Below are 13408 nucleotides of genomic sequence, written 5' to 3' on the forward strand. Positions count from 1 at the left end.
AAGAAAGTCAAACATATCCTTAATAACTGGTTAATACTGCGGGGACCGCTCAGGATACCGTCGAAGAGAACCGTCCGGCATCTGCTCCGTAGTAGTTGAGGTAGCGGCCGGAAATATTGCTGATCGGCAACACGATCAGCACGTCCGTCGTGCGGAAAGCGTGATCGACGACAGCGCCATCGCCAACCATCGCGCCGAGCCGCATATAGCCCTTGATCAGCGGCGGAAGGGCGGAAAGCGCCTTCTTGGGATTAATCGCTTCCGAGGGCATCAGGTCCATGGTCCGATAAAGCTCGGGCCGCGCTGAAACTGCCCACTCACCCTTAACGCAAACATTGTGGTACAGGAAGGAAAGCGCCAATGCGTGCTCTTCCGGCACAACGCCCGGGAACGAGCCGCATCCGAACATCGCGTCGACACCATGCTTCAGCGCGTAAGCCCAATTGCCCTGCCAGAGCAGTTCGACCGTGCGCTTCGTCCTGTAGTCGGGCAGCACGCAGGAGCGGCCGAGTTCCATGAAGCGCTTGCCCGGATGGCGCTGAAGCAACTCCGCGATCGCAAACTCCGAGGCCGAGTAGAAGCCGCCGGCCCGCTCGGCGACATCCTGCCGCAACAGGCGGTATGTGCCGACGATCTGGTCCTCCGGGTCGCCTTCGATCGACGTATCCAGAACCAGCAGATGGTCGCAAATCGAGTCCCAGCTGTCGACGTCGCGCTTGCGCCGCTCGGCGTCCGGACCCACCTGTGCCTTCATCTCCTCGACAAAGACCTTATAGCGTACCGCCTGCGCAGCATCGATCTCGGCGGCAGAGCGGGCGAGTCGCGTCTCGAGATTGCCGATCCGCCCAAGAACCTCGGTTGCCGGGGTCGCAATCGTCTTGCGGATGCAAGCCTGTGAAGTGTCAACCACGTTCGCCGAATCCAGAAATTCGATCGTCATTCCGTGTTATCCCGAATCGCCTATGCCTGCCGGGCTTAAACCACGTTTCTGCAACAAGATAGTGACACCGAGGCGGCTTACAACCCCGGCACGGAGGGGATCACGGGAACGCTGGTCGCGCGCTCGTCACGCTTCGAGAAGGCGTGCGATTTCGGCCGCGAGGCGGCCCGGCTCCGGCGGCTTCGGCAACACCAAGTCCGCTCCGGCAGCAAGCAGGATTTCGTGCAGATCGCCGCGCACATCCGACGTCAAGACGAGGACTGGCACCCGGGGGCGATGGCCGGACGCTTCCTGTTCGCGCAGGCGCTTCAGCATCGCCAGACCATCGCCGCCCGGCATATTGAGGTCGGTAAGGATCAGGCGCGGCCCCTTGCCGGCAATCTCGCCGGCGGCGTGCAATTCGCGTTCAAGGCTGGTGAAGTCTCCGACGTGGCGCACCAGATAGCCCGCCCGACGAAGTGCCGTCCGCAGGATGAGCGCATTGACCGGATCGTCCTCGGCAAGGAGGATGTCGTGAGCGCCTTGGTCGCTCGCCTCGCCCGTCGTCGACGCCTCCCGAAGGATCGGCCGGTTGTCGTTGATCGCATCCCGCTTCTCGATACCCTTCAGTCGCCCGAGCAGAACCTCGACCAGCGACTTTTCGCGCAAGGGGCGGATGAGCCATGCCTCATAGCCGTCGATCTGGTTTACCGGATGAGCGGTGCGCTCCTCGGGGTTGATGAGATAGGTCCGACGCAGCTTCAGTCCGGCGATTGCCGGCCGGCGCGAAAGGAGACGGCGGAACTGCTCCGCGTGGCGATGGTCAACGATGATATCGGTCAGCGGCAGGTCGTTCGACAACACGGCCGCGACGATGGCTTCGGCGGCGGCAAGCGTCGGCGCGCGATGACATGCGCCACCAAGGGTAGCAACCGTCGTCGCGAGCGCGGTCGAGACCGGCCCCTCGGGAGCCAGAACCAGCACATGCGCGCCAGATAGCGCGCCGTGCCTAGCGGCGGAGGCCGGCGGATTGGCGCCCCGCAACGGAAACCGGACTTCGAAGCGACTTCCCTGGCCGGAGGCGCTGGACGCGGTCAGGCTGCCGCCGAAGGCTTCCATGATCCTGCGGGAAATCGCCAGACCGAGGCCGGTTCCCTTGGCGCGCTGGCTATCGTCTCCGGCCTGCTCGAATTCCTCGAACACGCGCCCGAGTTCGTCGGCCGACATGCCGGGGCCGGTGTCGTCGATCCGGATTCGCACGCAGCCGTCAGTAACATCCGCTGTAACGAGGACGCCGCCGGCCTCGGTGAACTTGACGGCGTTGCCGACCACGTTGAAGAGCACTTGCCTGAGACGTGCTGCATCGAGCACCACGGACGCTGGCACGTCGGCTGCAACGGTGGCTGCGATCTCTATGCTTTTTTCATGGGCGCGATGGGCCAGCATCTCCACCACGCTCTCGATGACGAGGCGCAAGTCCTGCTGCGACGGGCGCAACTGAAACCGCCCGGCCGAAAGCGAGGAAAAGTCGATCAGGTCCTCGACCAATTGAACCAATGCATGGCCGGATTGCTGCATGCCGGCGAGATAGCTTTTCTGCTCGGCCGACAATTGGGTCTGGCCGAGCAGGTGGCTCATGCCCAGAATGCCGGAGAGCGGCGTGCGGATCTCATGGCTGACGGTGGCAAGCAGCCGCGATTTCGCCTGACTTGTCTCCTCGGCGCGGCGGCGGGCTTCCTCCCGTTCCCGCGCAGCGCGCGCCTCCTCGGTGACGTCGCGGGCGATGCTGTGACGCATCAGCCTGCCGGTTGCCGGCTCGCGGGCGATCACGTCATGCCAGTCGTAAAGCCGGATTCCCGTTGGCGTGGCGATACGCACAAGATAATGGTTGGGCTCGAGCTTCGGCTCGAAGCTCAGCCCCAGCGCCGCACAGGTCAATCCGCGGACGTCGGTGCGGGCGCAGACCTCGTGAAAAACGGTGTTGGCGTACACGATCTTGCCGTCCATGCCGCGCATGATCGCAAGATCGCCAAGCCCATCATGGATTGTCGAGAGCAGGGCCGAGGTTTCGAAGCGCTGCCAGTCTTCGTCGCAGACGGTCTCACGCAACGTTCCCTTTTGCCCCGCGGAGGTGTCGACGCCGTCGGCGAGGAGCAGGAACGCTCCCGCAAGGCCGCCGGCCGCAACAATTGCCGAAAACAACGGAAGGCCGTTCGCCGCGCCCGCAGCAACGAGGATCACCGCAGCGATAATGCCTGCGATAGCGCAGGCGAAGCGCGCCGGCCAATATGCTCTGGCATCGGGCGCCAACGGTGCAGCCCGGTCCGCACGTGTTCCCGTGCCGAAACCGGAATCGATCCCCTGCTCAAGTCGTGACGCCTTGCCCATGCGATGGAATTAGCACGGCAAGCCTTCCGAATGCCTTCAGCCCGTTTCTAAAGTTTTAGCGATCGCGCCTTTTCGCCAGCAGCAGCTCGTCGAGGATGATCGAGCCGGCGCCGACGGTGATGAAGCTGTCCGCAAGGTTGAAAACTGCAAAGGACCAGCTGGCCGTGTGGAACAGGATATAATCGATGACGTAGCCGAAGATCAGCCGGTCGACGAGATTGCCCAATGCGCCTGCGATGATCATCGCGTAGCCGAGATGGGCGAAGAACCGATCCTTTGGCGTGCGGCGCCAAAGCCAGAGCACGAAGCCGACGACCGCCAGCCGCATGCCGACGATGAACCAGTCCTCCATCCCCGAAAGCATGGAGAAGGCAACGCCGTAGTTATAGGTACGGTAAAGGGCGAGCATCGGAATGACCGGGACCGCCTGCTGGAAGGGCAGCAGCGCCTCGACCAGATATTTGATGATCTGGTCGGCAACGATCGCCACCAGAATGAAGGCCGCAATCGGCAGCGGCCTCGAAAACAGAACCTGCCGCTCAATCATGCGCCGGCATCCAACGACAAGAGGTGGCGGCGCGCCTCGAACAGCATGATCCCGGTGGCGATCGCGAGATTGAGCGAATCCGCCCGGCCCGCCTGTGGAATGCGGGCGAGTGCGCCGGCTTCGCGGGCAAGCTCCTCGGGCAGGCCCGCCTGTTCGTTGCCCATCAGCAGGACGACCGGCTTCGACTTGTAGTCGATCGTCCGGTAATCGACCGAGCCTGCCAGATGCGTTGCCACAACCCTCACGCCGGCGGCTTTCTGCCATTTTATGAACTCCTCGACGCTGGCGCGCGCGACGGGCATGGCGAAGACGGAGCCCATGGTCGCCCGCACGGTTTCGAGCGAAAAGGGGTCGGTGGTCTCGCCCAGCAGGATGACGCCGGAGGCGCCGGCCGCATCAGCCGTACGGATGATGGTGCCGAGGTTGCCCGGATCACGCACGCGGTCGAGCGCCACATAGGTCTCGCCCGCCTCCGGCCGGACATCCCTCAGCGCGCGATAGCGCTGCTCGAAGATGCCGACCACCATCTGCGGATTGTCGCGCCGGGTGATCGTCGAAAGCACCTTCTCGCTGACCTCCAGGACCAAGCCCCCCTTTACGACGGTCTTCGCCGCGACCTGATCGACCTGCGGCTTGCCCTTCGCCGCGTTGGCATAGACGAGGATCTTGATCTTCCAGCCGAGATCGAGCGCATCGATTACCAGCTTCAGACCCTCCGCCATGAAGGAACGCGTCTCGTCGCGATGCTTCTTCTGCGCGAGCGAGCGAATGTCCCTGACGATCGGGTTGGTGAGGCTGGTCACCTCCTTCACGTGGCCGACGCGCGGCGTGCCGTGATCGCTTCTGTCAGTGTTCATTTGGGTACCCAGCGGCTGAAGAGGGAAGTGGAAAGCGCCCGCCCCGGCTCCTTGCCGTCGAGACCGCCCTCGCGGATGATGAGTTCGCCCGATTCCACCCGGCCACCGCGCCCGCGCATCGTCTCGCGCATGAGTTCGTGAATCGAATAGAAGCTCGCTCGGATCGAATAGGCGGTCAGCACGAGCCCGCGCGCCTCGGGCGACAGGATCTCGCGGCAGATGTCCAGCATTGCCGCCAGGTGGTCGAAGAGCTGCCAAACCTCGCCGTTTGGGCCGCGGCCGAACTTGGGCGGGTCGGCGAGGAGGATGTCATAGCGGCTGCCGCGCCGTTCCTCGCGCTGGATGAACTTCATCGCGTCGTCGCAGATCCAGCGGATCGGCAGCTTATCGGCGCGCGCCAGCGTCTGGTTTTCCCGCGCCCAGCCGATCGCCTTCTTGGAAGCGTCGACATGCGTCACCTCCGCGCCCGCCTTGGCGGCAATCAGGGAGGCGACGCCGGTGTAACCGAAGAGATTGAGAAGCTTAAGCGGCCGGCCGGCCGCCGCCACCTGATCCTTTACCCAGGACCAATGGGCAAGCTGCTCCGGGAAGACGCCGACATGGCGGAATGAGGTGAAACGGCCGAGGAAGTCGGTGTCGAGAAGCTGCATCGGCCAGGTTTCGCCCAGTACCTCGCGCGGAAACCGCCAGCGCCCCATGCCGTCTTCGTCGGTATCGCCGGTGAAGACGGCATCGGCCTTCTCCCAGACCGACGCCGCCAGCGCCTTCGGCCACAGCGCCTGCGCCTCGGGACGAACGATGCGGTAGGGTCCATATTGTTCGAGCTTCTCACCGTCGCCGCTGTCGATCAGATGGTAGCCTGCCGTCGCAGCCGTTTCGAGAATAAGCGGCACCGTCTCGGCCGGCTTGTCGCCCGTTCTGTGCCGGATGACGCGCCCAGGGAGCGCCTCCTGGACGGATCGCCGCCGTTCGCCTTTCTCCGGCGCCGTTTTCAAGGGCGGTCCGCCGCTCTTGGCCTTGAACCCCGCCCCCTTCACCGGCGGGAGCCTTTGCTCATGATGGCCGCCACGCGCCTCTGCGCCCCGGCCCTTCGCCGCCGTGACCGAGGCGTTCTTCGACCGCCGATCTTTTTCTTTCACGCGCTGATCCTTGGACTTCAATCAAACCACTCGGCCCACTCGCTCGTGAACCGGAGGCCACTCGCGAACAAGCCGCATCCAACATGCCCTTCACATTCATTTGCGGGCGGGCGATACGCTTAAACCGTGCAAATAGCACTGCCGGTGCTCTTGGCAAAGCCGTTTCCGATTTGCCAAGATCGAAGCCAGGAAGAGGACGGGAGGAACAGGCATGGACATGACCGGCGAAGAACGTATCGCGGCACGGCGCGACGCAGTTTGGCAATACCTGAACGATCCGGAAATTCTGAGGCGATGCATTCCGGGCTGTCAGTCGCTCGAGATGAAATCGCCGACGGAACTGACGGCCGTGGTCAAGGTCAAGATCGGGCCCGTTTCCGCGACTTTCAATGGCAATGTCGCCCTTTCCAAACTCAATCCGCCTCAAAGCTACACGATATCGGGCGAGGGCAAGGGCGGTATTGCCGGTTTTGCCAAGGGCGGTGCGGATGTCACCCTTGCCGAAGAGGGCGACGAAACGGTGCTGCGCTATAACGTCAAGGCAGAGGTCGGCGGCAAACTCGCCCAGCTCGGGTCGCGCCTGATCGATTCGACGTCGAAGAAACTCGCGCAGCAGTTCTTCGCGGATTTCAACCTGGCGGTCAGCGGCGCGGCTGAAGCGGCGAGCTGAGCAACTACCGCCGCGCGTCCCTTTAGGCACACAAGGTTCGCTGTAGCGAGGCGATCACGCGCAATATACGGCGCGACAGTTCAGTTCTGCGGCGCAGCCAAGGTTGGCTGCGATGCCAGCTTTTCCGCCTGGCTGCGCTGCTTTTCCGCCTCACGATGCCACTTCAGTGCCTCGTTGGCCTCGTTCCGGGCGCGACGACGGTATTTTCCCTGGCTGAGCCAGGTCACCCCGGCTCCAAGGATCAGCCCGACGATAACGGCGAGAAAAAGGAAGACGAAAAAGGGGGCCGATACCGCAAGCACGCTGTCGGCCGGATTGAACGGGTTGAACGCCAGGGTTACCGCCTGACGATTGGCAACGCTCAGTACGATGAGGATGACGCCCAGCGGCACCAGTATAACGATATTGATCAGTTTCTTGAGCATGCATCCGCTCCAGCTGTCGCATCGGTCCGAAAAAATCGGAACGATTTTCGCAAGGCACGACGCGCAGGTTCAAGGGTATGGAGCCTTTCTCGTACGCCGGAAAGAACGCACTTGCTCCATCGATCGAAGATCATCGCGGTCTAGTCGTCGTCGTTGCCGTTCATGCCGGGGTTGAGCCGCTCGCGCAGTTCCTTGCCCGTCTTGAAGAAGGGCACCCATTTCTCCTCGACGAAGACGGAATCGCCCGTGCGTGGATTGCGGCCCGAGCGCGACGGCCTGTTCTTGACCGAGAAGGCACCGAAGCCGCGCAATTCGACGCGATTTCCGGCCGCCAGGGCATCCGTGATCTCATCAAGAACCGCATTGACGATATTTTCGACGTCGCGGTGGTAGAGATGCGGATTGCGTGCGGCCACAATCTGCACCAGTTCTGACTTGATCACTGTCGCCCCCTTGATTTTTTACTTGTTCTATCTGTTTCGTGGCTTCAGGCGTCATAACGCTCCCTCTGAGCCAAAAGAGCCTCTGGCTCAGGGCAACATATGCGGCCTTCTCCTATTGCGCATCAACCTGCCAAACCGAAACAAGACCGTCAAGAAACAACTTCTCGCCGCCGATTTTTTCGAGGCCCTTCATTGCCGGAAAAGCGTCATATCCCAAAGCCTTGATCCACTCGGAGACGATCGCGCCGAGACCCAAAGGCAACGTTCCGCGCGGTGCTTCCCAGTCCACCACCGGAAGGTCTTTCGACACCTTGCGGGCAGCAAGGAATGCCCTGATCTCGTCATCGCCACCAAGGGTGTCGATCAGCTTGTCCTTCAGCGCCTGTCGCCCGGTAAAGATGCGGCCATCGGCAAGCGCGAGCGCGTCCGGCCGTGCGAGCTTGCGCCGTTCGGCCACCAGATCGACGAACCAGCCGTAACTGTCATCGATCATCGTCTGGATCATCGCCCTCGCCTCATCGCTCGGCGGATGGAAAGGAGAGGGCTCGGCCTTGAGCGGTCGCGATTTTATCGATTCGAGCGACACGCCGAGCTTGTCCATCAGGGTTTTGACCTGCGGGTACTGGAAGATCACCCCGATCGAGCCGGTGATGGAGGTCTCTCCGGCGACGATATGGTCGCCGGCAAGCGCGATCATGTAGCCGGCCGAGGCGGCGAGCGTGCGGACGTCCGAAACGACCGGCTTCTTCGCAGCGACCTTGCGGATCGCCTTGTAGATGACCTCACCGCCATAGGTGGTGCCGCCCGGCGACGAGATCGTCACGATGAGCGCCCTGACGGAATCGTTGTCGGCGATGCGTTCCAGCCGCTCGACCAGTTCCCGGTCATCCTGGATCAAGCCGGAGACGGCCACCCGCGCAATGTGGTGGCGCGCGCGCCCGGTCACCTCCCCCCAACCCGAGAAGGCAAACAGCACGAAGCCCACGCCCACGAGAATGATGGCCGCCGCCCAGCGCCAGAAGCTCACCTTGCGGCGCAGGCTGCGGCGGTCGGCTATGGCGAGTTCGTCCATGGGTTTCTCCCGTTTTCCTGGCTCGAGGTCCTGTCAGTTTCCAATGGAACATGCTATTTGCGCGAGCCGCGGATAACTAGATAGCGGCGGTTGACGGCAGTTGAAAGCCGCGACCGGTTTTTTCGCAGCCTTTCAAAGTTTTTGCCGCTCCATTGCCGGACAGTAAGAAAATAACCATATTTGCCGTGACTTACGCCATTGTATGTAAATGCGGGTCCTCCGGATTCGCCGAGACCCAAGGGAACCGACAGGCCTCTCCATGCTGAACGAAGCACGATTTCCCGGAATCTTCGCCGATTCGGGCACGAGCTCTTCCGATGCCTACGCTTCGGCAGCGCGGCACTCTGCGCTGGTGAAACGCCTCAAGGTCGTGTTGCCGCTCGCCGCCAGCGTCATCGCCATGATCTTCGTGGCCGTATCCTTCGTGCGCGCCTTCCTGCCGGAAGAGCTGCAGCTTGAGACGGCAACGATCGAGGACGGCAAGATCGTCATGCAGAATCCTGCGATTTCCGGTCGCAACAAGCAAGACATCAGCTATTCCATGAAGGCCCAGCGCGCGCTTCAGGATATCGCCAACCCGGACCTCATCACGCTCGAAACAATTCACGCCGAAATGCCGGTGAACGAAACGTTGATTGCGACGGTCGACGCGGCCAGTGGCATCTACGATCGCGGCGCCAACACGCTCGACATGAACGCACCGTTCACGATTTCCATGAATAATGGCGTCAACGCCGATTTCCAATCGGCCTATCTGGACATCAATGCCGGCGAGATGGAAACGAAGCGCCCGATCGCGATTAGCATGAAGGGCGGATCGATCATTGCGCAGACGCTGCGAATGACAGATAAGGGACGTATTGTAACATTTGAGGGCATGGTGAGGGTCAATGTCGACCCCAGCACCATCCGCAAGAACGCAAAATAGGACCTGGTGGCACCCATGTCGGTCAACCCTGCCGTTTTTTTGAGAATTTCAGCGAGCCTGGTCATTGCCGGACTCGGCGCCTTGATGATTGTTTCCAGTGCTTCGGCCCAGGCCACCTCCAGCCGGATGAGGGGCCTTCAGCTCTCGAACGACAAGCCGATCCAGATCGAGAGCGACAAGCTCGAGATCAAGGATCCCGAGAGCAAGGCGATCTTCACTGGCAACGTGAAGGTCGTCCAGGGCACGACCACGCTGCAGGCCGGCAGCATGACTGTCTTCTACAAGACGGAAAGCGGCGCGACGGTGACAAGCGGCAATGCCGATATCGACCGGATCGAAGTCACTAACAAGGTGTTCCTCAGCTCTGGAGCACAGCAGGCAACGGGCGACAGCGGCCTTGTCAACATGACCGAGCAGACGATCGTGCTCAAGGGCGAGAAGGTGGTGCTGTCGGAAGGCAACAACGTCTTCGTCGGCTGCCAATTGAACGTACAGATGGATACGGGCGAAGCACAGCTTGAGGCCTGCGGCGGCCGCGTGCAGATTCAACTTGACCCGCAGTCCCGCAAGCAGAACTGACGTAGACCGCTCGTGCAGATTCCTTTTCTTCACAAACGCAAACGGGTCAAGAAGCCGTCGGCGGGCGCCATGGCCGTCCATACGGTCGACAAGGCGCGCTATGACGGCACGCTGATCGCCCGCGGCTTGACGAAATCCTACCGTTCGCGCTGCGTCGTCAACGGCGTCTCGCTCGTCGTGCGTCGCGGAGAGGCGGTCGGCCTGCTCGGCCCGAACGGTGCCGGCAAGACGACCTGCTTCTATATGATCACCGGCCTGGTGCCGGTCGACGAAGGCTCGATCGAGATCAACGGCAACGACGTCACGACGATGCCGATGTACCGGCGGGCCCGCCTCGGTGTTGGCTATCTGCCGCAGGAGGCCTCGATCTTCCGCGGTCTGACGGTCGAGGAAAACATCCGCGCGGTGCTGGAGGTCCACGACAAGAACGCCGATCGCCGCGAAAGCAAGCTCAACGACCTGCTCGGCGAATTTTCGATCACGCACCTGCGCAAATCGCCTGCCATCGCGCTTTCCGGCGGCGAGCGGCGGCGTCTGGAAATCGCGCGGGCGCTCGCCACCGATCCGACCTTCATGCTGCTCGACGAGCCGTTCGCGGGCGTCGATCCGATCTCGGTCGCCGATATCCAGGCGCTCGTGCGCCATCTGACCTCGCGCGGCATTGGTGTCCTCATCACCGACCACAATGTACGCGAGACGCTCGGTCTCATCGACCGGGCCTACATCATCCATGCCGGCGAAGTCCTCACGCACGGCCGCGCCAACGACATCGTCACCAACCCAGATGTCCGTCGGCTCTATCTCGGCGATAATTTCAGCCTTTAGGCGACATTGCGGGCGAATCCGCCGCATCCGCCCGCGACCGCGCTTGACCAAAACTCCTTAATAAGCAATTTTTGGGCCAACTAATAAAAAGGCCTCTCGAAGACCATCTGGAGACACGGCCTTCGGAGACATGATGGGAGTTACGCGTCAGCATGGCCTTGTCCGCCAGCCTATATCTGCGCCAGTCTCAGTCGCTGGTCATGACGCCGCAACTGATGCAGTCGATCCAGCTGCTTCAGATGACCCATCTGGAGCTTAATCAGTTCATCGCCCAGGAAGTCGAAAAAAACCCGCTGCTCGAATTTCAAAGCGGCGACGAGATGATCACCGCCCAGGATCGCTCCGCCCGCGAGGACCCCTCGCCGGCGTCCGGCGAAGCGGGGTCGGACGAGGCTGCCGGCCAGAGCGACGTCTACGATAGTGCGACATCAAGCGCGGGCGAGAGGCTCAGCGACCAGCTCGACGCCGATTTCGCCAATGTCTTCCCGGACGACACACCGCCGCAACGCGCCGATGCACCGGAACTGCTCGGCCAATGGAAGTCGATGCCCGGAGGCGGCGAAGGCGACAACGGCGAGGGATATGATCTCGATGATTTTGTCGCCGGCCGGAAAAGCCTGAGGGACGTTCTCCTGGAACAACTGCCGCTCGCGCTGAGTGCTCCCGGCGACCGGCTTATCGCTCAGCACCTCATCGACCAGCTCGACGAGGCCGGCTATCTCCACGCGGACCTCACCGAGATGGCCGCCAGGCTCGGCGCGACCAACGAAGACGTGATGCGCGTGCTTCTCAACCTGCAGCAGTTCGACCCCCCGGGGGTCTTCGCGCGCACGCTCAGCGAATGCCTCGCCATACAGTTGCGCGCGCGCGACCGTCTCGATCCGGCGATGGAGGCGTTGATCGCCAATCTCGAGCTCCTGGCGCGCCGCGACTTCGCAAGTCTCAAGAAGATCTGCGGCGTTGACGAGGAAGATCTGGTCGACATGCTAGCCGAAATCCGCCAGCTCGATCCGAAACCCGGCACCAGCTTCGAGACGAGTGTCACTGAGTCCATCGTTCCGGACGTGATCGTGCGTGCCGCGCCTGATGGAGCCTGGCTGATCGCGCTCAATCCCGACGCCCTGCCCCGGGTGCTCGTCAACCACGACTATTTCGCCGAGATCTCGCGGGGGACCCAGAAGAACAGCGCCGACCAGGCCTTCCTCAGCGAATGCATGCAAAATGCCAACTGGCTGACGCGCAGCCTCGACCAGCGGGCCCGGACGATCATGAAGGTCGCAAGCGAAATCGTCCGCCAGCAGGACGCCTTTCTCGTCAACGGCGTCGATCACCTGCGCCCGCTCAATCTCAGGATCGTCGCGGATGCGATCAAGATGCATGAATCGACGGTCAGCCGCGTCACTTCGAACAAGTACATGCTGACACCGCGCGGGCTTTTCGAGCTGAAGTACTTCTTCACCGTCTCGATCGGCTCGAACGAGAACGGCGACGCCCACTCGGCGGAATCCGTTCGCCACCGCATCCGCACGATGATCCAGCAGGAGAGCGCGGACGCAGTGCTTTCCGACGACGACATCGTCGATATGCTCAAGCAGACCGGCGTCGACATAGCCCGCCGCACCGTCGCCAAATATCGCGAGGCGATGAATATCCCCTCCTCGGTCCAGCGGCGGCGCGAGAAGCGAGCGCTTGCCAAGGCGGCAGGCTTCTGAGCACGCCCTTTTGACCGCTGCGCAACGGCGCCAGCCGATTTTTTTGCGACTCGCAATTGACTCCCTGCGACACAAGGGATATGAGCGCGCCGCAATCGCCGAAGACCCTACTCCACTTCGGCGGTTCCGAGCGGCCGGCTCCGCGGCGCAGATGCGCCGCCCTTGCGTGAAAAGCTTGGATGACGAAGGCGCTTGGAATAGACTGGATACGCAAATCACGAACGAGAGAGGAAACTCCATGAGTGTGCGTGTATCCGGCAAACATATGGAAATCGGCGATTCGTTCCGCTCCCGCATCGGGGAACAGATCGAGCAAGCCGTTACCAAATACTTCGATGGAGGATATTCAAGCCAGGTCACTGTGGAAAAGTCTGGATCGCGCTTCAGCGCCGACTGCAAGCTTCATCTCGACACGGGCGTGGTATTGCAGGCGAATGGTCAGGCGAATGAGCCGCAGGCGGCCTTTGATGCGGCCTCGGAACGGATTGAAAAACGGCTCCGGCGCTACAAGCGTAAGCTCAAGGATCACCACAACGGCAATGGCCAGAATGCCACTGAAGTGGCCTACACGGTGATGGACTCGGTGCCCGACCAGGACGAAGAGGTTCCGGAGGATTATGCACCGACGATCGTTGCCGAAAGCACGAAACAGTTGAGGACTATGTCCGTCGCGAGCGCCGTCATGGCACTCGACATGACGGACGAACCGGTGCTGATGTTCCGCAGCCCCGGCAAGGAAGACCTGAACATCGTCTATCGGCGCAACGACGGAAATATTGGCTGGATCGACGCCGCCAATATCAAGGCATGAGTGGAAGAGGGGAATGTCGGGAAAGCCGGCATTCCCCGCCGCTCAGTACGCGGACAGCCGGAAAAGCCCGACTTTTCTGTGCATGGTAACCGC

At 62.0% G+C, this 13408-nt stretch carries 14 protein-coding genes; 6 read left to right on the forward strand and 8 right to left on the reverse strand.

Annotated elements, in window-relative coordinates; all coding sequences use genetic code 11:
* Positions 1-49: 49 nt before the first annotated feature.
* From olsB to ILFOPFJJ_RS13905, 5 genes are all read right to left on the reverse strand, one after another.
* Positions 50-940 (reverse strand): l-ornithine N(alpha)-acyltransferase, encoded by an 891-nt coding sequence (gene olsB / locus ILFOPFJJ_RS13885; RefSeq protein WP_173511110.1) that lies wholly within the window; start codon positions 938-940, stop codon positions 50-52.
* Positions 941-1066: 126 nt separating this feature from the next.
* Positions 1067-3307 (reverse strand): hybrid sensor histidine kinase/response regulator, encoded by a 2241-nt coding sequence (locus ILFOPFJJ_RS13890; RefSeq protein WP_173511111.1) that lies wholly within the window; start codon positions 3305-3307, stop codon positions 1067-1069.
* A gap of 55 nt (positions 3308-3362) precedes the next feature.
* The gene (gene lspA, locus ILFOPFJJ_RS13895) at positions 3363-3854 is read right to left on the reverse strand and encodes a signal peptidase II (protein ID WP_173511112.1); all 492 of its coding nucleotides are present in this window, start codon (positions 3852-3854) and stop codon (positions 3363-3365) included.
* Positions 3851-4711 carry a TrmH family RNA methyltransferase gene (locus ILFOPFJJ_RS13900; RefSeq protein WP_173511113.1) on the reverse strand — a complete coding sequence of 287 codons (861 nt, stop codon included), beginning with the start codon at positions 4709-4711 and terminating at the stop codon, positions 3851-3853. Before ILFOPFJJ_RS13900 ends, lspA begins: the two co-directional genes overlap by 4 nt.
* On the reverse strand, positions 4708-5850 hold the full coding sequence (locus tag ILFOPFJJ_RS13905) for a class I SAM-dependent methyltransferase (RefSeq protein WP_173511114.1): 1143 nt from the start codon (positions 5848-5850) through the stop codon (positions 4708-4710). The genes ILFOPFJJ_RS13900 and ILFOPFJJ_RS13905 overlap by 4 nt, the downstream gene beginning before the upstream one ends.
* 211 nt (positions 5851-6061) lie before the next feature.
* On the opposite strand from ILFOPFJJ_RS13905, the gene ILFOPFJJ_RS13910 reads away from it, so the two are divergent.
* A complete protein-coding gene (locus tag ILFOPFJJ_RS13910; protein ID WP_173511115.1) occupies positions 6062-6520 on the forward strand; it encodes an SRPBCC family protein in 459 nt (152 codons plus the stop codon).
* A gap of 80 nt (positions 6521-6600) precedes the next feature.
* On the opposite strand, the gene ILFOPFJJ_RS13915 is transcribed toward ILFOPFJJ_RS13910, so the two are convergent.
* The 3 genes from ILFOPFJJ_RS13915 to sppA all read right to left on the reverse strand — a co-directional run bounded on the left by ILFOPFJJ_RS13915 (position 6601) and on the right by sppA (position 8460).
* Positions 6601-6945, reverse strand: a complete 345-nt coding sequence (locus ILFOPFJJ_RS13915) for a DUF1049 domain-containing protein (RefSeq protein ID WP_173511116.1) — start codon at positions 6943-6945, stop codon at positions 6601-6603.
* Positions 6946-7085: 140 nt separating this feature from the next.
* Entirely contained in the window at positions 7086-7388 is a 303-nt protein-coding gene (locus ILFOPFJJ_RS13920) for an integration host factor subunit beta (protein ID WP_136506735.1), read from the reverse strand.
* A gap of 112 nt (positions 7389-7500) precedes the next feature.
* Positions 7501-8460, reverse strand: coding sequence for a signal peptide peptidase SppA (gene sppA / locus ILFOPFJJ_RS13925; RefSeq protein ID WP_173511117.1), 960 nt, complete (start codon positions 8458-8460; stop codon positions 7501-7503).
* 259 nt (positions 8461-8719) lie between these two features.
* Between sppA and lptC the strand changes: the two genes are divergently transcribed.
* The 5 genes from lptC to hpf all read left to right on the forward strand — a co-directional run bounded on the left by lptC (position 8720) and on the right by hpf (position 13315).
* Complete coding sequence (lptC, locus tag ILFOPFJJ_RS13930) at positions 8720-9388, forward strand: LPS export ABC transporter periplasmic protein LptC (protein ID WP_173511118.1); 669 nt, start codon at positions 8720-8722, stop codon at positions 9386-9388.
* 15 nt (positions 9389-9403) lie between these two features.
* The gene (locus ILFOPFJJ_RS13935; protein ID WP_173511119.1) at positions 9404-9967 is read left to right on the forward strand and encodes an LptA/OstA family protein; all 564 of its coding nucleotides are present in this window, start codon (positions 9404-9406) and stop codon (positions 9965-9967) included.
* A gap of 69 nt (positions 9968-10036) precedes the next feature.
* A complete protein-coding gene (gene lptB, locus ILFOPFJJ_RS13940) occupies positions 10037-10792 on the forward strand; it encodes an LPS export ABC transporter ATP-binding protein (RefSeq protein ID WP_210267413.1) in 756 nt (251 codons plus the stop codon).
* 152 nt (positions 10793-10944) lie between these two features.
* Positions 10945-12504: an RNA polymerase factor sigma-54 gene (rpoN, locus tag ILFOPFJJ_RS13945; protein ID WP_173511121.1), complete on the forward strand. Its 1560-nt coding sequence runs from the start codon at positions 10945-10947 to the stop codon at positions 12502-12504.
* A gap of 238 nt (positions 12505-12742) precedes the next feature.
* Positions 12743-13315: a ribosome hibernation-promoting factor, HPF/YfiA family gene (hpf, locus tag ILFOPFJJ_RS13950; RefSeq protein ID WP_173511513.1), complete on the forward strand. Its 573-nt coding sequence runs from the start codon at positions 12743-12745 to the stop codon at positions 13313-13315.
* The last annotated feature ends 93 nt before the right edge of the window (positions 13316-13408 follow it).

Source organism: Sinorhizobium psoraleae (assembly GCF_013283645.1).
Taxonomy (GTDB): domain Bacteria; phylum Pseudomonadota; class Alphaproteobacteria; order Rhizobiales; family Rhizobiaceae; genus Sinorhizobium; species Sinorhizobium psoraleae.